At 64.4% G+C, this 24059-nt stretch carries 17 protein-coding genes; 12 read left to right on the top strand and 5 right to left on the bottom strand.

Features of this window, described 5'->3' with window-relative positions; all coding sequences use genetic code 11:
• The first annotated feature begins 14 nt into the window (after positions 1-14).
• Positions 15-626, top strand: a complete 612-nt coding sequence (locus tag RHO23_RS02825) for a TetR/AcrR family transcriptional regulator (RefSeq protein WP_057969280.1) — start codon at positions 15-17, stop codon at positions 624-626.
• Here the strand turns inward: RHO23_RS02825 and RHO23_RS02820 are convergent.
• Positions 529-1725, bottom strand: coding sequence for an acyltransferase family protein (locus RHO23_RS02820; RefSeq protein ID WP_057969279.1), 1197 nt, complete (start codon positions 1723-1725; stop codon positions 529-531). The genes RHO23_RS02825 and RHO23_RS02820 overlap by 98 nt on opposite strands.
• Entirely contained in the window at positions 1722-3518 is a 1797-nt protein-coding gene (locus RHO23_RS02815; RefSeq protein WP_057965156.1) for a DEAD/DEAH box helicase, read from the bottom strand. Before RHO23_RS02815 ends, RHO23_RS02820 begins: the two co-directional genes overlap by 4 nt.
• A gap of 90 nt (positions 3519-3608) precedes the next feature.
• On the opposite strand from RHO23_RS02815, the gene RHO23_RS02810 reads away from it, so the two are divergent.
• The 4 genes from RHO23_RS02810 to RHO23_RS02795 are packed head-to-tail and all read left to right on the top strand — an operon-like array spanning position 3609 to position 9342.
• Positions 3609-4181, top strand: a complete 573-nt coding sequence (locus tag RHO23_RS02810) for an LppP/LprE family lipoprotein (RefSeq protein ID WP_057969278.1) — start codon at positions 3609-3611, stop codon at positions 4179-4181.
• Positions 4182-4217: 36 nt separating this feature from the next.
• Complete coding sequence (locus RHO23_RS02805; protein WP_070942667.1) at positions 4218-7643, top strand: TM0106 family RecB-like putative nuclease; 3426 nt, start codon at positions 4218-4220, stop codon at positions 7641-7643.
• A gap of 20 nt (positions 7644-7663) precedes the next feature.
• A complete protein-coding gene (locus tag RHO23_RS02800; protein ID WP_070916454.1) occupies positions 7664-8992 on the top strand; it encodes an FAD-binding oxidoreductase in 1329 nt (442 codons plus the stop codon).
• Positions 8989-9342, top strand: coding sequence for a nuclear transport factor 2 family protein (locus tag RHO23_RS02795; RefSeq protein ID WP_070942668.1), 354 nt, complete (start codon positions 8989-8991; stop codon positions 9340-9342). Before RHO23_RS02800 ends, RHO23_RS02795 begins: the two co-directional genes overlap by 4 nt.
• Here RHO23_RS02795 and RHO23_RS02790 read toward each other — a convergent pair.
• Both RHO23_RS02790 and RHO23_RS02785 read right to left on the bottom strand, forming a co-directional pair.
• Positions 9292-10794, bottom strand: a complete 1503-nt coding sequence (locus tag RHO23_RS02790; protein WP_206193568.1) for an MFS transporter — start codon at positions 10792-10794, stop codon at positions 9292-9294. The genes RHO23_RS02795 and RHO23_RS02790 overlap by 51 nt on opposite strands.
• Positions 10781-12052 (bottom strand): multidrug effflux MFS transporter, encoded by a 1272-nt coding sequence (locus RHO23_RS02785; RefSeq protein ID WP_070942868.1) that lies wholly within the window; start codon positions 12050-12052, stop codon positions 10781-10783. Before RHO23_RS02785 ends, RHO23_RS02790 begins: the two co-directional genes overlap by 14 nt.
• Positions 12053-12494: 442 nt before the next feature.
• On the opposite strand from RHO23_RS02785, the gene RHO23_RS02780 reads away from it, so the two are divergent.
• From RHO23_RS02780 to RHO23_RS02765, 4 genes are all read left to right on the top strand, one after another.
• Positions 12495-13250, top strand: a complete 756-nt coding sequence (locus RHO23_RS02780; protein ID WP_070942670.1) for a hypothetical protein — start codon at positions 12495-12497, stop codon at positions 13248-13250.
• 225 nt (positions 13251-13475) lie between these two features.
• Complete coding sequence (locus RHO23_RS02775) at positions 13476-17141, top strand: multifunctional oxoglutarate decarboxylase/oxoglutarate dehydrogenase thiamine pyrophosphate-binding subunit/dihydrolipoyllysine-residue succinyltransferase subunit (RefSeq protein ID WP_423489154.1); 3666 nt, start codon at positions 13476-13478, stop codon at positions 17139-17141.
• Between the two features lie 93 nt (positions 17142-17234).
• Complete coding sequence (locus tag RHO23_RS02770) at positions 17235-18551, top strand: lipase family protein (protein ID WP_423488644.1); 1317 nt, start codon at positions 17235-17237, stop codon at positions 18549-18551.
• 329 nt (positions 18552-18880) lie between these two features.
• Complete coding sequence (locus RHO23_RS02765) at positions 18881-20197, top strand: lipase family protein (protein ID WP_057963891.1); 1317 nt, start codon at positions 18881-18883, stop codon at positions 20195-20197.
• Here the strand turns inward: RHO23_RS02765 and RHO23_RS02760 are convergent.
• A complete protein-coding gene (locus RHO23_RS02760; RefSeq protein ID WP_423488643.1) occupies positions 20177-21361 on the bottom strand; it encodes a PucR family transcriptional regulator in 1185 nt (394 codons plus the stop codon). The two genes, RHO23_RS02765 and RHO23_RS02760, sit on opposite strands and share 21 nt — an antisense overlap.
• Positions 21362-21604: 243 nt before the next feature.
• Between RHO23_RS02760 and RHO23_RS02755 the strand changes: the two genes are divergently transcribed.
• The 3 genes from RHO23_RS02755 to RHO23_RS02745 all read left to right on the top strand — a co-directional run bounded on the left by RHO23_RS02755 (position 21605) and on the right by RHO23_RS02745 (position 24051).
• Complete coding sequence (locus RHO23_RS02755) at positions 21605-22246, top strand: class I SAM-dependent methyltransferase (protein ID WP_423488642.1); 642 nt, start codon at positions 21605-21607, stop codon at positions 22244-22246.
• A gap of 95 nt (positions 22247-22341) precedes the next feature.
• Positions 22342-23172, top strand: a complete 831-nt coding sequence (locus RHO23_RS02750) for an SDR family NAD(P)-dependent oxidoreductase (protein WP_030094830.1) — start codon at positions 22342-22344, stop codon at positions 23170-23172.
• Between the two features lie 45 nt (positions 23173-23217).
• Positions 23218-24051, top strand: coding sequence for an SDR family NAD(P)-dependent oxidoreductase (locus RHO23_RS02745; RefSeq protein WP_057967695.1), 834 nt, complete (start codon positions 23218-23220; stop codon positions 24049-24051).
• Positions 24052-24059 lie beyond the last annotated feature (8 nt).

Raw genomic sequence — 24059 nt, 5'->3', positions numbered from 1 at the left:
GAGCGTGAACCAGCATGAGTTGGTTGAGCGACACGCGGACCTCGGTCGCCGCGGAAAAGATCCTCGATGCGGCCGCCGAGTTGTTCGTGCGCGACGGCGTCGCTGCCGTGGGCATGAATGAAATCGCCAAAGCGGCCGGCTGTTCCCGGGCAACGCTGTACCGGTACTTCGAGAACCGCGAGGCGCTGCATATCGCCTATGTGCACCGCGAGGCACGAACCATCACCGGGCAGGTCACCACAGCGGTGGCCGGAATCGACGATCCGACGGAGCGGCTGGTCAGCGCCGTGCTCACCAGCCTGCGGCTGGTGCGTGAAAACCCGGCGCTGTCGGCCTGGTTCCGGCCCGGCGAGTATGTCGGCGGTTCACTGGCCCTGCATTCGGAAGTCCTGAACGCCATGGTGTCGGCGTTTGTCTCCGCGGAGAATGTCACTGCGGTGACTCACCTGCGGGCTAAATGGTATGTCCGGGTGATCATCTCGCTGCTGTCCTACCCCGAGGACAACCCCCAGGACGAGCGCACTCTGATCACGGAGTTCGTCGCGCCCATGATTTCCGCAGACGTGAACCCCACGCCAGCAGCATCTGCGCAGCCCGATGGATCAGCCACGACGCAGGCACGCTGACCACCATCGTCACCAGAAAAACGATCACCACCGACCCGGTATAGACGTGGTAGTGCAGTAGGTCGACCATCACGATCTCCATCAGGATCATGTGGATGAGGAAAAGCTCGTAGGAGATCTCGCCCAGCCACACCATGGGCCGCGACGAGAGAAACCTGACATACCAGCCGTTGTCACCCAGCCCGGCGGGCGCGACCAGCAATGTCGCAATCACCACGTAGAAGATCGATTTGGTCAGTGCTTGCGGCAGCGCCCACGGCGAGGTCGTCGGGTCTCCGGCTATCCGCGTGGACACGATGAGGTAGCAGATGATCGCGAGCGGCACGGTCACCAGCGCGTAGCACCGCACACCCATCACGGCGAGAACGGACAAAATCATGCCGCCCACGAACCACGAAAGGTAGGCCGGAAGCCACAGTTTCGCACCATCGGGAAGGGCACTGACGGTGTACACCAGCGTCATCCACGCCGGTGTCACCAGGACCAGAGCACCCAGACCAACCAGCAGGCGCACCGGCCGCCATTGACCCCCACAGAGTTTCTTGATCAGCAGCCACGCCAAGAAGGGCAACGCGACGTAGAACGCCGCCTCGACGGCAAGACTCCAGATCTGAGTCATGCCTTGATGGATATAGCGATACCCGTAATTGGAGGTGTAAATCTGGGTGAGCGTGAGGTTTCGAAGCAAGCCCAGCCAGGTGTGTCCGGGGTTCGGATATTGATCCCGGATGTGATACCAGGTGTACGCGATCGCCACCAGAATCCAGTACGCCGGCATGATGCGCCGAAACCTGTGCCAGGCATAGCGTTTCACCGAGGGTGGGGCAGTTCCATCGGCAGCGGCACGCACCCAGGGCAGGAACAGCAAGAACCCGGACAGAACGAAGAAAATCGGGACACCGATCTCCAAACGGGCCTGCATCAGGTGCAGATAGGCCCGCCATGGCGAGACGCCGTCGACGACATAATTCCCGGTGCTGTAGGCCGCATGGGTGGCCACCACGAGGGTCGCGGCCACCGCCCGGATACCCGTGAGCGCAGCGACGCGTCCGGGACCATGGACGACGGGGGCACTGTCAGTCGCGGGGACCGCCGTCATGGTTTCTTGGGGGACCGCTTGGGACGCTTCGCCTCCGACCGTTTGTGGTCCGTGTGCTTGTGGTCTGGACGCTTGCGATCCGAGAACTTGCGGGCCGGGCGCGCACCATCGGCCCCACCTGCGGGGCGCAGTTCGATGAGCACACCGGAGATTCGGGTGTTCTCCAGTGCCTTCAGCGTCTTGGGCGACAGCTTGGCGGGCAGCTCCACAAGTGAGTGATCGGGGCGGATCGTGATGTGCCCGAAGTCGCTGCGATGCAAACCGCCTTCGTTCGCAATCGCGCCTACGATGGCGCCGGGCATCACCTTGTGCCGCTTGCCGACAGCAATGCGATACGTCGCCAAGCCGGGAGTCTGCGTGCGCGGTTCGCGGGGCCCACGCTCGGGGCGTTCCCCACGCTCATGGCGGGGATCGCGGGGCGGATCGGGCTTGAGCAGGAACTGCTCGCCGTCGCGCGACAGTACCGCCAGCGCTGCGGCGATATCGGCCACCGGCACATTGTGATCGCGTTCGTAGTCCTCGACGAGCCGGCGGAACAGTTCGATTTCCGGTGCCGCGAGCGCAGCGGTAATGGCATCGCGGAACTTCGTCACGCGCTGGGCATTGACATCGTCGACCGACGGCAGCGGCTCCTCGGCAAGCCTGGCACCGGTGGCCTTCTCGATGGCCTTGAGCAGATGCCGCTCACGCGGAGAGACGAACAACACCGCAGTACCCGAGCGGCCCGCGCGACCGGTGCGGCCGATGCGGTGCACATACGACTCCGTGTCGTGCGGAATGTCGTAGTTGAGCACGTGGGAGATGCGTTCGACGTCCAGACCGCGGGCGGCGACGTCGGTGGCCACCAGGATGTCGATGGTCCCGCTCTTGAGCGCGTTGATGGTCCGCTCACGTTGTGCCTGGTTGATATCGCCGTTGATCGCCGCCGCGGCGAATCCGCGCGCCTTGAGCTTTTCGGCCACCTCCTCGGTGGCCTGTTTGGTCCTGACGAACACGATCATCGCCTCGAACGTCTCGACCTCGAGAATCCGGGTGAGCGCGTCCATCTTGCGGGGGCCCGCCACCTGGATGAAGCGCTGAGTGATGTTCTCGGCCGTGGACGTCTTTGCCTCGACCTTGATCTCCACCGGGTCGTGCAGGTACTTCTTGGTGAGCCGGCGGATGGTGGTGGGCATGGTGGCCGAGAACAGCGCCACCTGCTTGTACTCGGGGGTATCGGCCAGGATGCGTTCGACATCCTCGGCGAAGCCCATGGTGAGCATCTCGTCGGCCTCGTCCAGCACCAGATAGTCCAAGTGCGACAGATCCAACGTGCCGCGCTCCAGGTGATCGATGACACGCCCTGGTGTCCCGACCACAACCTGGGCCCCTCGCTTGAGGCCCGACAGCTGCACCACATACGACTGGCCGCCATAGATCGGCAGCACATTCAGCTTGGGCATATGGGCGCCGTACCGGCCGAACGCCTCGGCGACCTGCAGCGCTAGCTCACGTGTGGGCGCCAGCACCAAGGCCTGGGTGTTCTTGGAGGTCAGATCGATTTTCGAGAGGATGGGGATGGCGAACGCCGCCGTCTTCCCGGTACCGGTCTGCGCCAGGCCCACCACATCCGAACCTGCCAACAACGGCGGGATGGTGGCGGCCTGAATCGCCGACGGTGTTTCGTACCCCACGTCGGACACCGCACGCAGCACCTCGGGGGCAATCTGTAGGTCCGCGAAGGTGACGGCGTCATCCGCGCGTGGTGCACTCGATTCGCCGGTGTCGGGCGTGGGGATATCTGTAGAGGTCATGGCGTCAAGAAGTCTAGGCGCTATAGCGCTCAACTCCCGCCTCCGTGGCATCTTCGATAAATGTCGGTAGTGTGCGGGGCCGTGCGAAGGATGGATGTGGTGGCCGCGCTGACCGTGCTTCCGGCTGCGCTCGCCCTCGCCTGCGCGTGCACCGGCGGCGACAGCACGGTGTCCAAAACGCCCACCAACACCATTGCCTCACCGTCGCAAACGCCGTCATCTCCCGGGACCGCGGGCCCCACATCCAAGCCCAAACCGCCGCCGTCGACCAACGACGACTGCACGGTGAATCTGAAGGACCCGGCCATCGCGGCGGCCATCGCACTCTTACCCCCGGGACCCGATAGTGCCGCCACGTGGAATCCAGTACCGGTAGCGGGCAACTACAACAAGTGCGCTCCCCTGTCGGCGATCATCGTCACCACCGGCAACGGAGCCACACACGCGGCCGATTCCGCCACCCGTGCAGTGTTCTTCCATCTGGGTGGGGTGATCTCCCATGGTGTCCCCGATACCTACGGTTACAACGCCATCGACCTGTCGGCGAGCACCCTGGACACGGTGGTACTCAATTTCTCCAACGGCATTCCCGGTCTCGAAAGTGTGGTGTCGTTCCGCTGGAATGGATCTGGTGTGGAAAAGGTGCAACAGGCCGGACAGTAGCCGCGATCCGTCGGTGCCAGCACCTAGAGTGATCGGGTGTTCGTCCTCGACGGCCGGGTCGTCTACAGCGCTTCGGATCTTGCCTCCGCCGCCCGCTGTGAATACGCCCTGCTGCGGGTGTTCGATGCCAAACTCGGTTGGGGGCCTACGCCCCCGCGTGACGATGAACTACTGGCGCGCACCGCGACTTTGGGTGACGCTCACGAGGCTCACCATCTCGCCGAACTGCAGAAGCGCTTCGGCTTCGGGGTGGCCAGCATCCCGTTTCCTCCCACATTCACACTCGATGGACTGAATGCTGCGGCGGCCGCGACCAAACGGGCCTTCGACGACGGGCATCCGGTGGTGTACCAGGCCGCCATGTTCGACGGCCGGTTCCTCGGTTTCGCGGACTTCGTGGTTCGGGAGAGTCAGACATACCGTGTCTGCGATACCAAACTGGCCCGCAGCGCCAAGGTGACCGCATTGCTGCAGTTGGCGGCCTACGCCGACAGCCTGATGGCGGCGGATGTGCCGGTGTCGCCGGAGGTGCGGTTGATTTTGGGCGACCGTTCGACCGTCGACTATCCGGTCGCCGATCTGGTTGGCGTGTATCGCCAACGACGAATCCAGTTGCAGGACTTGCTTGATCGCCATTTGTCGGGCGGTGCTGCGGTCCAGTGGTCAGATGCGCGCGTGCGCGCCTGCTTCCGCTGTCCCGCGTGCGAGCCGGAGGTCGATCGCACTGACGACTTGTTACTTGTCGCGGGCATGCGGATCAGCCAGCGTGCGGCGCTGCTGGAGGCCGGAGTCGGCACCGTCGAAGAGCTGGCCACACGTGTCGAGCCGGTCCCCGATCTGTCGGCGCGCAGTCTGCAACAGTTGGTGGCACAGTCTCAGTTGCAGGTGCGCCAACGCGATAGCGGTGCACCACAATTCGAGGTAGCCGACCCGATTCCACTGGGCACGATGCCAGCACCCAACCCTGGCGACATCTTTTTCGACTTCGAGGGCGATCCGCTCTGGACGGCAGACGGCGTGCAATGGGGGCTGGAATACCTCTTTGGCGTGCTTGAGTACGACCGGTCCGGAAATGAGAAGTTCCGGCCGATTTGGGCTCACGATCGCCACAGCGAACGTAAGGCCCTGACCACCTTCCTGGACCTGGTAGCCAAACGTCGCCGCCGATATCCAGGGATGCACGTCTACCACTACGCGGCGTACGAGAAGACCGCACTGCTGCGCCTCGCCGGGCGGTACGGCGTCGGCGAGGAGCAGATCGACGATCTCCTTCGGGACAACGTGTTGGTTGACCTCTATCCCGTGGTACGCAAAAGCATTCGCTCCGGATCCAGCGGTTACGGGCTCAAGGCGCTGGAGCCGCTGTTCATCGAATCCGGAAAACGCTCCGGTGATGTCACCACCGCGGTGGACTCGATCAACGAATACGCACGCTACTGCGCGCTGCGCGACAGCGGCGACCCCGCAGCGCAAGAGGTGTTGGACTCCATCGCCGAGTACAACCGGTATGACTGCGCCTCCACACGAAAGCTCCGAGACTGGCTACTGGTACGAGCATTCGAGCACGGCATTACTCACTTGTCCTCCTCTGCCGCTGTCGGCGAAAAGGACGAGCCGGAGCCCGATGAGGTCGGCGCGGCGTTGGCGGCGTTCGTCGGCGATGGCGGTCCCACCGACCGGCGCGCCGATCAAACGGCGGCGGCCATGGTTTCGGCGGCGCGCGGATATCACACCCGGGAGCGAAAACCATTCTGGTGGAGCCACTTCGATAGGTTGAACAATCCCGTCGACGAATGGGCCGACACGGCGGGAGTCTTCATCGTGGAGGGCGCGGAACTGATCGAGGACTGGCATAAATCAGGTAGCCAGCGCAAGCTCCGGCGACATGTGAGGCTGACGGGCGACCTCGCTGGCGGCGTCCTCGATGACAGTGTCTACGCGCTTTACGAGCCCCCCGCTCCCGCAGGGCTCGGCGACGGGGACCCCGACCGCCGGGCATCTGGTTCGGCCACCGTAGTGGAGATCACCGAATCCGGCGGCGTACCCGTGGATGTGACGATCCAGGAGCTCACGCCGAAGAACGGCGAGGTGTTCACGGAGATGCCGATGGCCCTGGCACCCGGCGCACCGGTGATGACCAAGGCACTGGAATCCGCCATCGAGCAGGTCGCCGTGGACGTTGCCCACGGCCTTCCCGATATGCCCAGCACCGCATCCATCGATATTCTGTTGCGCCGCAACCCTCGTGGCGCGCAATTGCCACCTGTGGGCGACGGCGGATACGCCGAAGCCATTGCTTCCGCATTGCGGAATCTGGACTCGTCCTACCTTGCCGTACACGGCCCACCGGGAACCGGTAAGACCTTCACGGCGGCGCGCGTCATTGCCGAACTAGTGACGCAGGAAGCGTGGCTTGTCGGTGTGGTGGCCCAATCCCACGCCGTTGTAGAACACCTCCTCGATCAGATAGTCGCGGCAGGTGTACCGCCAGAACGGGTGGCCAAGAAGGCCTCGCCCTACAGCGGCGATGCCGCGTGGACCCAGATTCGTGACAGCGACTATGCGGGTTTCATCGCATCCCACGCCGGTGAGGGCGCCGTCATCGGCGGCACCGCATGGGATTTCGCGAACACCACCCGCGTGGCCGATGGGGTGCTGCGGCTGCTGGTGATTGACGAGGCGGGCCAGTTCAGTCTGGCGAACACGCTGGCAGTCGCACGGGGAGCACAGAACCTGCTGCTGCTCGGTGATCCGCAGCAGCTGCCGCAGGTGTCGCAGGGTGTGCACCCCGAGCCGGTGGACTGCTCCGCGCTGGGCTGGCTGGTCGAAGGCCATGGCGCGCTGCCCGCCGAGCGAGGGTACTTCTTGGAGCGCTCGTACCGGATGCATCCCGCACTATGCCAACAGGTCTCACAGCTTTCTTACGATGGCGAGCTCGAGTCCGCGGCCCCGCCACGCAACTTGGCCGGGCAGCTGCCCGGGGTCCGGACGCGGCTGGTGGATCATCACGGAAACGCGACCAGCAGTCCGCAGGAAGCCGAGGAGATCGCCTCGGAGATCACGGGGCTCATCGGTTCGGAGTGGACCGATGAATCCGGGACCCGGCCATTGGCGCAGTCCGATGTGCTGGTGGTGGCTCCGTACAACGCGCAGGTACTGACGGTGCGAGCCGCGCTGGCCGCTGCTGGATTGGACGAGGTGTTGGTGGGGACAGTGGACAAGTTCCAGGGCCGCCAAGCACCGGTGGTGTTCGTATCGATGACGGCCTCGGCCGTCGACGACGTACCGCGCGGGATGTCGTTCCTGCTGAACAGAAACCGCTTGAACGTGGCGATCAGTCGCGCGAAGTTCCAGGCGGTGATCGTCCGATCGCCGGCATTGACCGAGTATCTGCCGGCCACACCCGACGGACTGGTGGAGCTGGGGGCGTTCTTGGCGCTAAGTCCGGACCTGGCGCAGTAGCCCATGCCAGACTGAGGTCTATGTCCGCGCTCGTCGATGCCCTTGTCCAGATTGTTGGCGACCGGTATGTCAGTACCGACGCTGACGTGCTGACGGGACGGACCATCGATCACACCGGCCGCTATCGCGGCGCCGCGAGCCTGCTGATCCGCCCCGGTTCCGCCACGGAAACCGGCGCAATCCTGAAGGCCTGCAAGGAGCACGGCACCCCCGTCACCACCCAGGGCGGCCGCACGTCGATGGTCGCCGGGACCGTTCCCGAGCACGACGACGTACTGCTGTCCACCGAGCGACTCACCGAGATCGGCACCATCGACACGATCGATCGACGCGTACGCGTGGGTTCCGGGGTCACCCTGGCCGCACTGCAACAGGCCGCCGCCAAGGAGAGCCTGCAGTTCGGCGTCGACATCGGCTCCCGCGACTCGGCCACCCTGGGCGGCATGGCATCAACCAACGCCGGCGGCCTGCGCACGGTGCGCTATGGCAACATGCGCGAGCAAGTCATCGGCCTGCAGGTTGCCCTGCCCGATGGATCAATCATGGAGCGCCACAGCGATGTTCGCGCCGACAACACCGGCTACGACCTCACCAGCCTGTTCGTCGGCGCCGAGGGCACCCTCGGCGTCATCACGGCGCTCGAACTGCGCCTGCACCCGGTACCGAAACACAGCGTCGCCGCGATCACCGGGTTCGACGATCTGGATCAGTTGGTCGAGGCGAGCCGGATCTTCCGCGACCTCAGTGGAATCGCGGCCCTGGAACTCATGGACGCCAGGTTGGGCATACCGAGCCCCGTCGCCAACCCATGGCTGCTGCTCATCGAACTCGCCCGCGATAGCGATCCCACCGAAGACCTGGCCGAGGCACTCGAAGCCGCCGGAGTGGCGGATCAGGCCGCCGTCGGTTTGGATGCCACCTCCCGCGAGCGTCTTTGGCAGGTACGCGAATCCATCGCCGAGGAGCTCGGCGTGTACGGCCCACCGCTGAAATTCGATGTCGCGCTGCCCCTGAAACATATCGGCGAGTTCGAGCAGCGCGCCACCGCGCTCATCGCCGCGACCGTCCCCGATGCCATACCCGTGCTGTTCGGCCATGTCGGCGAGGGCAACCTGCACTTAAATGTGTTGCGCTGCCCCGACTCCACCGCGTTGTATCAGCCCATGATGACGCTCATCGCCGACCTGGGCGGCAATGTCAGTTCCGAGCATGGGGTCGGGACGATCAAACGTGACTATCTCGGCATGGCCCGCACACCGGGCGACATCGCCGCCATGCGCGCCGTCAAAGCAGCCTTCGATCCCACCGGATACCTGAACCCCGCGGTGCTATTCGCCACCCGAGCATGACACTCGCCGTCGATCCTCACGGGTTCAGTCGGGACTGGTTCGCGGCGTGGAACGCCCACGACATCGACGCAGTACTCGCGCATTTCCACGACAACGCCGTCTTTACCTCCGCCTATGGTGCCGAGATCGCCCCAGAAACCGGGGGTGTCTTTCGGGGCAAGGACGCCATTCGCGCTTACTGGGCCGATGCCCTCACCCGCAACCCTGACCTACATTTCGAACCGATCGGCACGTACGTGGGCGCAAATGCCCTCGTCATCAACTACCGAAACCACCGGGGTGGCCTCGTCAACGAGGTCCTAATCTTCGATGGGGACAATGTGATCGAGGGGCACGGCACCTACCTTTAGGGCGGTCGGCCGCATGAACAAGGCCGCCAGCAGGCCCACGACCAACGCGGCGATACCCAACAGCATGGATTGCGCCATCGCCGCCGAGAATGGCGCGCGCAGCCCAGGCGGCAACACCCCATCGGAATCGGAATCGACTGGCATTGAAGGAATTTCGGCAGTCAAACGCGCTGTCATCAACGCCCCCATTGCCGAACTGCCCAGCACACCTCCGACCTGGCGCAGCGTGTTGTAAACACCGGAACCGGCCCCGGCCACCTCGGTGGGCAGATTCCGCGTCGCGGTGGTCGCCAACGGTCCCCAGATGCATGCCATGGCAGCACCGATACCCGCCGCAGGCAACATCAACTGCCACATCTGCGTCTCGGGCCGCATCAGTGCCGTCCACCACAACGTGGACGCGATCATCAGCGTGACACCGCCGCCGATCAGTATCGAGGGACGGACGCGGTCAACAAGCCAGCCGGTCACTGGCGCCAAGATCCCGCTCACGATCGCGGTCGGTGCCTGCGTCAACGCCGCCTTCGTCGGCGAGAAACCCAGCGCCAATTGCGTGTAGAACATCATGGGCAAACCAGTGGAGATCACGCAAAAGCCCATTGACGCGATACCGACACCGGCGAGTGAGAAGTTGCGGTCCGTGAACAACCGCAACGGAATCAGTGGCTCGCCCCGATTCACCGACTGCCACCACACGAACACGCCCAGGACCGCCAGACCGGCGGCCATCATCGCCCACACCCCGGGCGCCCAGTGAAAGCTCTCCCCCTCCTGCAGCGCGAACACGAACGCGAACATGCCCACAGCCGAGAGCGCCATGCCGAGTAGATCCAGCCGATGCGGATGCGTCGCCATGCGCGGAATGTAGATGGCGCCCAGGATCATTCCCAGCACACCCACCGGAACGTTGACATAGAAGATCCACTGCCACCCCCACCCGTCGACCAACAGGCCACCGGCAACCGGGCCCACCAGGGTCGCGATCCCGGCGACCGCACCCCACACCCCCATGGCGGTTCCGCGCCGCTGTGGCGGGAACACTCGCTGCACCACCGTCAGTGTCTGCGGGGTCAACATCGCCGCGCCGAACCCCTGCACTACCCGTGCAGCGATAAGCCACCCGATCGATCCGGCGAGTCCACACCACAACGAGGCGGCGGTGAAAACCGCCAATCCCGCCAAGTACATGGACTTCGGGCCGAACTGATCCCCAAGTCGCCCGGTGATCAGCAGCGGCACCGCGTAGCCCAGCAGATAGGCGCTGGTGACCCATACCGTCGCCGAGTAGTCGGCACTGAAAGCGGCCTTGATGGCGGGATTGGCGACCGACACGATGGTCGAGTCGAGCAGGATCATGAACAGGCCGAAGAGCACCACCCACAACGTCGTCCACGGCCGCGGATAGTCCTGGTCTACAGCTCCGGAATCTAGTCGCCGCTCAGGTGGTGGCACGGCTTCTCACGGCGGCCAACCCCGCCAGGGCCAGCACAACGCCGACCACCATCACAACGGCCACGGCGAGTGCGTTATTGCCCAACGCGCCAACCAACGGCGCGATCACGGCTCCGACACCGAACTGTGCGGCGCCCAGCACCGCCGCCGAGGTACCAGCCGCCTCACCGTGACGAGACAAAGCCAGGGCAGGCGCGTTGGGAATGACGAATCCCATGAACGCCATCAATGTCCACACCGGAGCCACGAAGCCGACGAGCCCACCAACCCCGAGCCCAGCCAGCACCAGCAGTACCGCAGCGGGAATCAGAGCCAGCGACAGGCACCACTGCACGATCTGCTGCGGCTCGAATCGTTTGAGCAACACCACGTTCAGCTGTGAGGCCGCGACAAACGCAATGGCGCCGGCGCCGAACGCAACCGCGAACACCTGCTGATTCATGCCGTACTGGCCCTGCAGCACAAACGACGCACCCGAGATGTAAGCGAACAGGCCTGATAGCGACAGTCCGGCGACGAGCGCCAGGACCACGAACACCTTGTCACGCAGAAGATCGCGATAGGTCCGCAAGATTGCCTTCACCTGCAAGGGCCGCCGGGCGGCGGGTGGCAGCGTCTCGGGCAGTGCCAGGACCGCGAGAATCAGCAGCAGCACTCCCAGAAATGACAGGGCCGCGAACACGTGCTGCCATGACCCGTGCACCAGCACTGCCGCACCCAGCGATGGGGCGAGGATCGGCGCGATGCCGATCACCAGCGTCAGTCGGGAGATCACGGTGGCGGCCGCCTTATCGGTGTAGAGGTCGCGCACCACGGCCATCGCCACGACCATTGCCGCCGCGGCACCCACGCCCTCGATCGCCCGCAGCACACCCAGCACCACGATGTTCGGAGCCACCGTGATGGCCAACGACGCCAAAATATGCAGGGTCGCCCCGGCAATCAGCGGCAGACGCCGCCCCAGCGAATCCGATAACGGACCCACGAGGAGCTGTCCCAGTCCCAATCCGAGCAGCGTCCCGGTCAGGGTCAGCTGCGTCAGGGTCGAGGTGACATGCAGATCCGTCCCGATGTCGGGCAGGGCCGGGAGGTACATGTCGATGGTGAGCGGCCCCAGGGCAACCATCGCACCCAACACGGTGATGAGCCACGCCCTGCCCAACCGAGTGGTGGGGGGAGAGACCGAATCGACCGGTGTCGGAGCGTCCGTGGTCGTCTCACTCCGGGCAGCTGTCATCTCAGTGGTCAGCGCTCGCACGCCGCAAAACCTTCCGTTTCCTAACAAATGTGAGTTGGATCTCACCAATTCCATGCCCAGCGACGGTGTGATGAGTCGCCCCCGGTACCCGTCCTGCACCATATCCCCATCGACGTCGCCGAACCTCTGGCGCGACCCGAATAAGTCAATCAACGCCGCCACCGCGGCCAGCAGCGCCGCCACGGCTATTCCGCGGTGATTCCGCCCGCTGCGGCTTTGCTCGCCGCCGTCCGAATCCATCTCGCGACCTGCCAGGCCAATACCGCACCCTCGGTGAGCAAAAGTGCTGGATGAGGTCAAGCAGTCATCTGAAACACACCCGATCAACCCCCGGCGTAGGAACGAAAAGCGCTCGTCATTCGTCTTCATTACTGTGAAGACAAAATCTTCGCTCACAACCAGTGGACCCATCCAGCCCACCGCACTGAAGGAACACACGCCGATGAGCACTCGCTTCACCGAACCGCAGCGGCAGCTCGCCCTGGGAGGCAAGGGCAAAGAAACCAAAGTCGGAGCCTCCGGCAAGCTGCTCTCGCTGATCCTGGACCAGAGCACCAAAGTTCAGGAACCCGCGGTCCGCGCGTATGTCCAGAAACTACGAGCCTCCCACCCGGGCGCAGCACCCGGCGAGATCATCACCATGTTGGAGAAGCGCTATCTGGCGACGGTGATGGGCAGCGGCGCAGCAGTCGGCGCCGCCGCCGCCTTCCCCGGGGTAGGCACTCTGGCGGCGTTGTCGGCCACCGCCGGAGAGGCAGTGCTGTTCCTGGAGGCGACGTCCCTGTTCACCCTCGCGCTGGCGGCGGTCCACGACATCGAGGTCGCCAAGATCGAACATCGGCACACACTGGTGCTCGCTGTCTTACTCGGCGAGGACGGTGAGACAACCGTCTCGGACGTGCTGGGCAAGGAACGCACCGTCGGCGGCGGCTGGCTGGCCGACGCGACCTCGACGCTGCCGGTACCCGCGCTCAGTCATCTCAACGCCACCCTGCTCAAGCGGTTCACCAAGAAATTCGCGGTGAAACGCGGGGCCATGGCGTTCGGCAAGCTGTTGCCGGCCGGGATCGGCGCCGTCATCGGCGCTGGTGGCAACCGGTTCATCGGCAAGCGGATCATTACCAACGCGCGTAATGCCTTTGGGCCGGCACCGACCGCGTGGCCGGTGCAACTGCGTCTGGTCGCGCCCAAGACCTAGTAACCGGAAGGTTGGCTGTTCACGGTCCAGCCACCCTTCGGCCATCAGCGGCGCCGATGATGTCGCCTCTGTCATATCACCGTGACACCTCACCCCTTTTGGCGACGCGTTAGCCTGGTACCGGTCGCTGAACGGACTGAATATCGAACGAGACGGAGCGAGGCGAAGACTGCCGTGAACGGTTCAAATCCCCAATTCGGGCAGAACGAATGGCTGGTCGAAGAGATGTACCAGCGATTCAAGGAAGACCCGTCCTCGGTGGACTCCAGCTGGCACGAATTTCTTGCCGACTATGTGGCCGAGCCCGCCACCGATGTCTCCAACGGCCAATCCGCCGCCGCACCCGCGCCCGCACCACCAGCGACCCCCGCGCCCGCGACACCGGCCGCCCCCGCACCAAAGCCGGCCGCCTCCCCCGCCGCCGCACCGAAGCCGGCCGCCGCTGCCGCCCCGGCGCCGAAGCCGGCCGCTGCTCCCATCCCGTCCGCCGAAGGTGACGAGACGCAGGTGCTGCGCGGCGCCGCCGCGGCCGTGGTGAAAAACATGTCGGCCTCCCTGGAGATCCCGACCGCCACGAGCGTCCGGGCCGTCCCGGCCAAGCTGATGATCGACAACCGCATCGTCATCAACAATCACCTCAAGCGCACCCGCGGCGGCAAGATCTCCTTCACCCATCTGCTGGGCTACGCCATCGTCCAGGCCGTCAAGAACTTCCCGAACATGAACCGGCATTTCGCCGAAGTGGACGGTAAGCCGGTCGCCATCACCCCCGCACACGTCAACCTGGGTCTGGCCATCGACCTCCCCGGCAAGGACGGCAACCGCACCCTGGTGGTGGCAGCCATCAAGGGTTGCGAGGAAATGGCTTTCGGCCAGTTCATCAACGCCTACGAGGACATCGTGCGCCGGGCCAGGGACGGCAAGCTCACCGCCGAGGACTTCTCCGGAGTCACCATCTCGCTGACCAACCCGGGCACCATCGGCACCGTGCACTCGGTGCCGCGCCTCATGCGCGGACAGGGCGCCATCATCGGCGCCGGTGCGCTCGAATACCCCGCGGAGTTCCAGGGCACCAGCGAGGAGCGCATCTCCGATCTGGGCATCGGCAAGCACATGACGCTGACGTCCACCTACGATCACCGCATCATCCAGGGCGCTGAGTCCGGCGACTTCCTGCGCACGGTGCACCAGCTACTGCTCTCCGACGACTTCTTCGATGACATCTTCCGTGAGTTAGGCATCCCGTACGAGCCGGTGCGCTGGCGCGTCGACAACCCCGACTCCGTCGTCGACAAGAACGCCCGAGTGCTGGAACTGATTGCGGCATACCGCAACCGGGGACACCTGATGGCCGACACCGATCCGCTGCGCCTGGACAAGACCCGTTTCCGCAGCCATCCCGATTTGGATGTGCTCAGCCACGGGCTGACCCTGTGGGACCTGGACCGCGAGTTCAAGGTGTCGGGATTCAAGGGCCAGGAGTACATGAAGCTGCGCGACGTGCTCTCGGTGCTGCGCGACGCGTACTGCCGGCACGCCGCCGTGGAGTACACCCACATCCTGGAGCCCGAGCAGCAGAAGTGGCTGCAGGAGCGCATCGAGGTCAAGCACGACAAGCCGACCGTCGCCGAGCAGAAGTACATCCTGTCCAAGCTCAACGCGGCCGAGGCATTCGAGACCTTCCTGGCCACCAAATACGTTGGGCAGAAGCGCTTCTCACTGGAAGGCGCCGAGGGCGTCATCCCCATGATGGACGCGGTCATCGATCAGAGCGCCGAACACGGGCTCGACGAAGTGGTCATCGGCATGCCGCACCGCGGCCGGCTGAACGTGCTGGCCAACATCGTCGGCAAGCCGTACTCGCAGATCTTCACCGAGTTCGAGGGCAACCTGAACCCGGCGTTGGCCCACGGCTCCGGCGACGTCAAGTACCACCTGGGCGCCTCCGGCACCTACATCCAGATGTTCGGTGACAACGACATCGAGGTGTCGCTGACGGCCAACCCCTCGCACCTTGAGGCGGTCGACCCGGTACTGGAGGGCCTGGTTCGCGCCAAGCAGGATCTTCTCGACGTCGGCACCGATGGTGGCCGCTTCACCGTGGTGCCGTTGATGCTGCACGGCGACGCCGCATTCGCCGGGCAGGGTGTGGTCGCGGAAACCTTGAACCTGGCCAACCTGCCCGGCTACCGCACCGGCGGCACCATTCACATCGTGGTGAACAATCAGATCGGTTTCACCACCGCGCCGGAGCATTCCCGCTCCACCGAATATTGCACCGATATCGCGAAGATGATCGGCGCCCCGATCTTCCACGTGAACGGGGACGACCCCGAGGCCTGCGTCTGGGTGTCACGCCTGGCCGTCGACTTCCGGCAGAAGTTCAACAAGGACGTCGTCATCGACCTCGTCTGCTACCGCCGGCGCGGCCACAACGAGGGCGACGATCCCTCGATGACCAACCCGCAGATGTACGAGGTCATCGACACCAAGCGCGGTGTGCGCAAGACCTACACCGAATCCCTCATCGGCCGCGGCGACATCTCGATGAAGGAAGCCGAGGACGCCCTCCGCGACTACCAAGGTCAGCTGGAGCGGGTGTTCAACGAGGTCCGCGACCTGGAGAAGTACCAGCAGCGGCCCAGCGAGTCCGTGGAAGAAGACCAGCAGCTCCCGCAGAAGCTGGTCACCGCCGTCGACAAGGCACTGCTGCAGCGCATCGGTGACGCCTTCCTGGCGGTACCCGAGGACTTCAGCGTGCATCCGCGCGTCAAGCCCGTGCTGGAGAAGCGCCGCGAAATGGCCTACGAAGGCAAGGTCGACTGGGCCTTCGGCGAGCTCCTGGCATTCGGCACCCTGGTCGCCGAGGGCAAGGTAGTGCGCTTGTCCGGCCAGGACTCCAAGCGCGGCACCTTCACCCAGCGCCACGCGGTGATCATCGACCGGCACAACGGCGATGAGTTCAGTCCCTTGCAGCTGGTCAGTGTCGACGCCGAAGGCAACCCCACCGGCGGCCACCTCGTGGTGCACGACTCATCGCTGTCCGAGTACGCGGCCGTCGGCTTCGAATACGGCTACTCGGTGGGAAACCCCGACGCAATGGTGTTGTGGGAGGCCCAGTTCGGCGACTTCGTCAACGGCGCGCAGTCCATCATCGACGAGTTCATCTCCTCCGGCGAGGCCAAGTGGGGACAGCTCTCCGAAGTGGTACTGCTGCTCCCCCACGGCCACGAGGGACAGGGCCCCGACCACACCTCGGGCCGTATCGAACGGTTCCTGCAGCTGTGCGCCGAGGGCTCGATGACGGTCGCGATGCCCTCGACACCCGCGAACTACTTCCACCTGTTGCGGCGGCACGCGCTGGACGGCATCACCCGGCCGATGGTGGTTTTCACACCGAAGTCCATGCTGCGCAACAAGGCTGCGGTCAGCGATATCAAGGACTTCACCGACCGCAAGTTCCGCTCTGTCCTCGAAGAAGCCAATTACGAGGACGGGGTCGGCGATCGCAGCAAGGTCCGCAGGATTCTGCTGACCAGCGGCAAGCTGTACTACGACCTGCTGGCACGTAAGACTGCCGACAAGCGTGACGACGTTGCGATCGTGCGCATCGAGCAGCTGTACCCCATCCCGCGGTATCGCCTGGAGGAGACTCTCAGCCGTTATCCGGATGACGCACAGTACATCTGGGTGCAGGAAGAGCCTGCCAACCAGGGCGCGTGGCCGACCTTCGGCCTGAACCTGCCCGAGGTGGTGCCGCGCCTGGCGGGTCTGACCAAGATCTCCCGCCGCGCCATGTCGGCGCCGTCATCCGGTTCCTCGAAGGTGCACGCCGTCGAGCAGCAGGAGATCATCGACGAGGCCTTCGCCCCCACATCTGCGCAGGAGTGATTGAGCCCAAGGTCAGGCCCGCCCCTTAGGGGGCGGGCCTGATTCATTCTTGGACCTCTGCCCCGTTGCGCGCGTGTTCAATACGCTGCGCCAATGACGGCCAAGACCGCACCCGCTATCGAACCCATAACACTGCCGGTGGAGGAATGGCCACCGCTCAGCGGCAAGCCCAGGCCCTCACCCGAAGACCCGTTCTATCGCCCTCCGTCCGGCTGGGAAAACACACTGCCCGGAAGTCTGTTGCGGCGCAGGAAAGTTCGGATCGCACTGTTCGGCATAATTCCCCTGCGCCTGCAGGCCTGGCACCTGCTCTACCGCACCACAGATCTGCACGGAGCGCCCGAAACCACCGTGACAACGATGCTGGTTCCCCGCGACGCACATGAGACGTCGCCGGTCCTGGCCTACCAATGCGCCATCGATGCGGTATCCCCGCGCGCCTTCCCCTCGTATGGGCTGCTCCCGCATACGTTCGGGCTCAACCAGACCCAGAACGAACTGCTGTTGATGGTGGCCGCACTCGCCCGCGGTTGGGTCGTTTCGGTGAGTGATCACGAAGGCCCACAAGGACTATGGATGGTGGCCCGGCAGCCGGGGTACCACGTGCTGGACGGTGTGCGAGCTACCTTGAACGCCAGTGGCACACACGGCATACCTCAGCTCCCCGCCGATGCCCCCGTCGGATTCTGGGGATATTCCGGAGGCGGGACGGCGAGCACCTGGGCGGCAGAAATGGCTCCTGTCTACGCTCCGGAACTCAATGTCGCCGGAGCCCTACTCGGCGCTCCCGCGGCTCAGCCGGGCTCGCTGGTGCGCAAACACAGCGGCAGATTTGCCTCGGGACTCATTCCACCGGTGCTGGCCGCGATGATGCGGGCACACCCGAGTGCACGCGAATTCCTCGGCGAACACCTGAATCGGCGTGGCCGTCAGATCATCACCAAAGCGGCGGAGGTGGGCCTGGTCGAATCGGCGCTGCGGTGGCCCTTCAAGAACTTCGACACGCTCGTCGATCGGCCCGTCGAGGAATTGATGAGTACCCCCGAAATCAGCACTGTCACCGACGAAATGCGCCTGGGGCAACGCACGCCGAACGCACCGGTCTACCTGTACCACGCCGTCCACGACCAGCTGCTGCCCATCACGGCCTCCGACAAGCTGGCACACGACTACATCGCGGGCGGCACGCATGTGACGTACCGGCGCGACCGGACCACCGAGCACATCCTGCTCGCGGTACTCGGCGGCAGTGACGCCCTTGGATGGTTGGCTGCGCGGTTAGCGGGCAGACCCCTGCCGCCGGAACCGGACGTCCGCACCGTGATCTCGACCTCGTTGACCTTCCGCGCCGCGCGGAGCCAACTGCGCTGGCAATGGGGGATCTTGAAGCTGTTCCTCGGGCGCCTGTAGATAGCGCATCGGTGGCCATCCTTTGTGCCAAGAAATTAACCAGTGTGTTCATTTTGGGTAGCGGCATTCCCCACTAGCAACCCTCTGGGCAGCGATGATGGTGGCCCATGTATCCTGAGAATGGTCTCGAGGTTGACTTCGGCCGTTTGCCTCATCGGTGATGAACCACAAGGTCACACTGGCACCTTGGTGAGTAACCCCGATTCAATGTCGATTCGTTGCCACGAATCATTCTTGTTGAATACGCTGCGCGAATCCCCTGATTCTTCTTCGGCATCAGCACAGCCCATCGATTCACCCGGGATGACAAGAGCTAGGACAGGAGCCAGATGACAGCCGGCACTGCGCCCACGTCGGCCCCGGCGACCCAGCCCATCGAGGCCTGGCCGATGCAACTTGGCAAGCCACTACCGTCGCCGCAGGACCCGTTCTTCCGTCCGGCTGACGGCTGGGAGAAGGCCGCACCCGGAACACCCCTGCGACGCCGGCGAGTTCAGATCGGCTTCTTCGGGATCTTCCCGCTGAAGCTGCATGCCTGGCAGGTGCTCTATCGCAGCACCGACCTGCACGGTGCGCCGGAGACCACGGTCACCACGGTGCTCGTCCCCAAGAACGCGACATCGGAATCGCCGCTACTGGCCTTTCAGAGTGCTATCGATGCCGTCACCCCCAAGAGATTCCCCTCCTACTACCTGCAGCACCGGACCTTCGGTATCAACCAGTCGCAGAACGAGTTTCTGCTCGCGGTTGCCGCACTCCAACGGGGATGGATCGTCACCATCAGTGACCATGAGGGCCCGAAGGGTCTCTGGATGGCACCCAAACAACCCGGCTACCACGTACTAGACGCGCTGCGCGCCACGATTGCCGCATCCGGTGAGGACGGCATCCCGCGCTTGACCAACCAGACACCAACCGCGGTATGGGGGTACTCGGCCGGCGGCAACGCCACCGCCTGGGCCGCCGAACTCGCCGGTGAGTACGCACCCGAACTCAACCTGGTCGGGGCATTGATCGGCGCGCCCGCACCCCAACCCGGCCCCCTCATGCACCAGCTCAGTGGCCAGTACGCTTCGGGCCTCATCATCATCGTGCTGGCGGCCATGATGCGGGTAAGCCCCTCCATCCAGGAATTTCTGCAGAAGCACCTCACCAAAAGAGGCCGCCGGATGGTCGAGAAGGCCGAGCGTCTCACCGTCATTCAGGCCCTGCTGTACTGGCCATTTCTCAACTTCAACAAGATCTTCGATCGCCCGCTCGAGGAGGTGATGGACACCCCGGAAATCGCCGCCCTCACCGACGCGATGACACTGGGGCTGCGCACCCCCACCGCACCGATTTATCTCTATCACTCGATCCACGATGTCTTGTTGCCGGTTTCCAGCACGGACCAGCTCGCCGAGGATTACATAGCCGGTGGCGCACAGGTCACCTACCGGCGCGACCGCGCCAGCGACCGCGTCTTCTTGTTACTGTCCGGCGGTCATGACGCGCTCGGCTGGCTTGATGAACGCATGCGCGGCAAGACATTACCCACGCGACCCGATGTCCGGACCGTATTGTCAACGGTCCTGTCGCCACGCGCCGTGATCATGTATCTCCGGCAGATCCTGGCGGTCGTGAAGCTACTTGCCGGACGACTGTGACGGCATACCGCCGGCAGTTCTGACCGCTAGCAGGGCCGCCGCCAATGTCCGTGCGGCCGAGGGCTGCGCGGGGTCCAGGCCGGTGAGTTCTGCGACCCGGCGCAACCGGTAGTCGAGGGTATTCGGATGCACATGCAGCGATTTAGCCGCGAGCTGCCGTCCGTGCTCGTGTTGCAGATACGCACTGAGCGCCTGCTGCAAATGCGGGTGGGCCACGAGTGGCTGGACGGTGGCGGCAAGCAGGTCTCGGGCTCTGCCCGGACGGGTGATCTGGTACTCCAGCAGCAGATCGGAGAGCCGGTAAGCACCCGGTGTTCGGCCGAGCCGTAACGCGAGCAAGGCCAATTCGCGTGCTTCATCCGCTGCGGCGGCAATCTCACCGGGGTCGGTCGCATGGGAAACTCCGAGCGTGACCGGTCCCCCGGCCACCTCAGAGAACAAGGGCAGCAGTGACTCCACCGCGCCCACCGCAGGCAGCAAGATGGTGCCGCCGCGGCCGTCCAGGGAGGTGAGCACGGGCTCGCGCGCGTGCTCGTCGACGATGTCCTGCACCAGATGCGCACGTCTGCGCGCGACCACGGTGTTGGCTGCGGGTTCGGGCATGTATAGGAACAGCACGTTGTACGACAGGGCGAGCGTGACACTGGCGCGTTCGGCGGCGTCGATCCACGGCACCCCCTTGACCAGAGCATCGAAGAGGTCGCGCCGGGCCTCGGTCGTCGCGCTATAAAGACCTTGGCGCTCTTCGAGATACGCGGCGGTGACGGCAGGAAGCATCAATTGCAGGTATCGCTGCACCTGCATGCTGATGGCCAGCACCTGATCGAACTCGTCGGGGGTTGCCAACTCCCGGAGTGTCTCGATGCCGACCCGAGCGGCGACGTTGTAGACGGCCAGGATCGCCGGTAGCGGTATGTCCTCCTGCGCGCGCCGGGACGCAGCCAGGATCGACACCGCGAATTCGTCCTCGGTGGGCGCCCGCGATTCCAGCATCACCCGGGAGAAGATTCGGAAGTGCTGCTTGGTGAACTCGGTGATCTCACCGTCGAGAACCTCGCGCGGCAGCATTCCGTAGTACGGCACCTCGGAAGCGAAGCAGTCCACCGCGCGGCGCGCCGTTTCCGGCAGCCGACGCATGAACCGATCACTGAGTGACGCCGTCATCAGCGGACTCCAACCTTCTCCCACTGCATCGTGGAATACCCGTATCCCTCACCGATCGCATCCGTGAGACCCTTGCGCACCCTACCGTCCTGTACCCGAGTTGGGAGGTTTGCTCGAAGGTTCATCGCAGCGGTTCGCCGGTTATTGGGGCCGGTCATAGCTTTCGGGCGTGGGCCTCGTATCTTTCACAAAGATCAGGACGAGTCACCGACTTTCCGCGGGCGCCGATCCTAGGTTTCAACGATGACTGCCATCGCCCCACGGCGTTCGCTTAATAATCTGGTCACGCGGTACTGGACCGTGATGTCGAAGGTGTACAACTTCCCGCTCGTGCAGCGCCACATCTACAGCCCGGCGCAAAACGACACCGTTAGGCAGCTACGCGCACATGACGCACGGCGGATCGCCGATATTGCCTGTGGTACTGGCATATTGGCGTCGCGGATTCAGTCCGAGCTGACCCAGCCATCTGTTTACGGGATCGATATGTCCGATGGCATGCTCGCCAAGGCGAGGGCACGGTCTGCCGACGTCCAGTGGAGGAAGGCGCCCGCGGAGCAGCTCCCGTTCGAGGACTGCACTCTGGACGCGGTCGTCACAACGTCGGCATTCCATTTCTTCGATCAGCCCGCGGCACTGGCGGAGTTCTATCGCGTACTCGCCCCGGGCGGCATGGTCTCGGTCGCCACGATCTGTCCGAGGGAGCGGCGCTGGATGCGGCGCGGAGCCGGAGAACGCGGACCTGCGCACTTTCCCACGGCCGGGGAAATGGAGCGGCTCTTCTCGCGTGCCGGGTTCGATGTCGTCGTGCATCGCCCGGTGGAGCGCCCGTTCACGCCACCGCTGGTGTCGGTCGACTGGATCTGCGTTGGCCTCAAGGCCTGACCCTCACCTACCCGGCACCCGACCGCTCCGCGCCACCATCCATTACCCTCACTGATTGACGTCAGCGTCGCAACGTAAATCTGTCAGGAGTAGTCATGGATGGCTTCAGCGGCAAGGTGGCCGTGGTGACCGGTGCGGGTTCGGGAATCGGACGTGCACTGGCGGTGGAACTCGCGCGCTCGGGCGCCAAGGTGGCCATCAGCGATATCGACAACGAGGGCCTCGCCGAGACCGAACGTCAGATCAAGGCCCTGGGCGCGGAGGTTCGCTCCGATCGGCTGAACGTCGCCGAGCGCGAAGCCTTCCTGCTCTACGCCGACGTCGTCAAGGAGCACTTCGGCAAGGTCAACCAGATCTACAACAACGCCGGCATCGACTTCCACGGCGACCTGGAAGTCAGCGAATTCAAGGACATCGAGCGGATCATCGACGTCGACTACTGGGGCGTGGTCAACGGCACCAAGGCCTTCCTGCCGCACCTGATCGCCTCCGGCGACGGTCACGTCGTCAACGTTTCCAGCATCTTCGGCATCATGGGAGCTCCCGGCCAAAGCGCTTACAATGCAGCCAAATTCGCGGTGCGCGGCTTCACCGAATCACTGCGCCAGGAGATGATCACCGGCAAGAAGCCGGTCGCGGTCACCTGCGTACACCCCGGCGGCGTCAAGACCAACGTGGCCCGCAACGCCACGATGGCCGAGGGCTACGACCACGCCCAGTTCGCGAAGTTGTTCGATCGGGTCGCACGCACCAGTCCGCAGGCGGCGGCCCGGATCATCCTCACCGCAGTCCGCAAAAAGAAGCCGCGTGTACTCGTCGGCCCCGACGCCAAGGTGATCGACTTCCTGGTTCGACTCACCGGTGCGCGCTACCAGGATCTGTTCGTTCTCGTCGAGCGATTCCTGATGCCCAAACGTTCCCACTGACCCATTACTCTGACTATTTGACAGTCGTCTAACAAGGAGACATCTATGGAAGGCTTCAGCGGCAAGGTGGCCGTGGTGACCGGTGCGGGTTCGGGAATCGGACGTGCACTGGCGGTGGAACTCGCGCGCTCGGGCGCCAAGGTGGCCATCAGCGATGTCGACGCCGAAGGCCTGGCAGAGACCGAACGCCAGGTCAAGGCCCTGGGCGCGGATGTTCGCGCCGATCGCCTCAATGTCGTTGAGCGCGAAGCCTTCCTGCTCTACGCCGATGCCATCAAGGAGCACTTCGGCAAGGTCAACCAGATCTACAACAACGCCGGCATCGCCTACCAGGGCGAGGTAGAGGAAAGCCAGTTCAAGGACATCGAGCGGATCATCGACGTCGACTTCTGGGGCGTGGTCAACGGCACCAAGGCCTTCCTGCCGCACCTGATTGCCTCCGGCGACGGTCACGTCGTCAACGTTTCCAGCCTGTTCGGCGTGCTGTCCATGCCGGGCCAAAGTGCTTACAACTCGGCCAAGTTCGCGGTGCGCGGCTTCACCGAATCACTGCGCCAGGAGATGATCATCGGCAAGAAGCCGGTCGCGGTCACCTGTGTGCACCCCGGTGGCATCAAGACCGCCATCGCGCGCAACTCCACCACCGCAGAGGGTTACGACCAGCAGGCGATGGCCGCGATGTTCGACAAGTACCTTGCGAACACCAGCCCCGAGGCCGCGGCCCGCATCATCCTGACCGCCGTCCGCAAGAAGAAGCCACGGGTGCTCGTCGGACCCGACGCCAAGATCCTGGATCTGGTCGTACGCGTGACCGGCTCCCGCTACCAGGACATCTTCTCGCTGGTGACGGGCTTCATCATGCCCAAGCCCGGGAAGTAACGACCCGG

Source organism: Mycobacteroides sp. PCS013 (genome assembly GCF_049532645.1).
GTDB lineage: Bacteria > Actinomycetota > Actinomycetes > Mycobacteriales > Mycobacteriaceae > Mycobacterium > Mycobacterium gwanakae.
The sequence above is the reverse complement of the archived record's forward strand: the minus strand, read 5'-3'. Positions and strand labels throughout refer to the sequence as shown.

Excerpts from the sequence above, each read along its gene's own strand:
- RHO23_RS02825 (WP_057969280.1), top strand. The coding sequence starts at position 15 with ATGAGTTGGTTGAGCGACACGCGGACCTCGGTCGCCGCGGAAAAGATC.
- RHO23_RS02820 (WP_057969279.1), bottom strand. The coding sequence starts at position 1,725 with ATGACGGCGGTCCCCGCGACTGACAGTGCCCCCGTCGTCCATGGTCCC.
- RHO23_RS02815 (WP_057965156.1), bottom strand. The coding sequence starts at position 3,518 with ATGACCTCTACAGATATCCCCACGCCCGACACCGGCGAATCGAGTGCA.
- RHO23_RS02810 (WP_057969278.1), top strand. The coding sequence starts at position 3,609 with ATGGATGTGGTGGCCGCGCTGACCGTGCTTCCGGCTGCGCTCGCCCTC.
- RHO23_RS02800 (WP_070916454.1), top strand. The coding sequence starts at position 7,664 with ATGTCCGCGCTCGTCGATGCCCTTGTCCAGATTGTTGGCGACCGGTAT.
- RHO23_RS02795 (WP_070942668.1), top strand. The coding sequence starts at position 8,989 with ATGACACTCGCCGTCGATCCTCACGGGTTCAGTCGGGACTGGTTCGCG.
- RHO23_RS02780 (WP_070942670.1), top strand. The coding sequence starts at position 12,495 with ATGAGCACTCGCTTCACCGAACCGCAGCGGCAGCTCGCCCTGGGAGGC.
- RHO23_RS02775 (WP_423489154.1), top strand. The coding sequence starts at position 13,476 with ATGTACCAGCGATTCAAGGAAGACCCGTCCTCGGTGGACTCCAGCTGG.
- RHO23_RS02770 (WP_423488644.1), top strand. The coding sequence starts at position 17,235 with ATGACGGCCAAGACCGCACCCGCTATCGAACCCATAACACTGCCGGTG.
- RHO23_RS02765 (WP_057963891.1), top strand. The coding sequence starts at position 18,881 with ATGACAGCCGGCACTGCGCCCACGTCGGCCCCGGCGACCCAGCCCATC.
- RHO23_RS02760 (WP_423488643.1), bottom strand. The coding sequence starts at position 21,361 with ATGACGGCGTCACTCAGTGATCGGTTCATGCGTCGGCTGCCGGAAACG.
- RHO23_RS02755 (WP_423488642.1), top strand. The coding sequence starts at position 21,605 with ATGACTGCCATCGCCCCACGGCGTTCGCTTAATAATCTGGTCACGCGG.
- RHO23_RS02750 (WP_030094830.1), top strand. The coding sequence starts at position 22,342 with ATGGATGGCTTCAGCGGCAAGGTGGCCGTGGTGACCGGTGCGGGTTCG.
- RHO23_RS02745 (WP_057967695.1), top strand. The coding sequence starts at position 23,218 with ATGGAAGGCTTCAGCGGCAAGGTGGCCGTGGTGACCGGTGCGGGTTCG.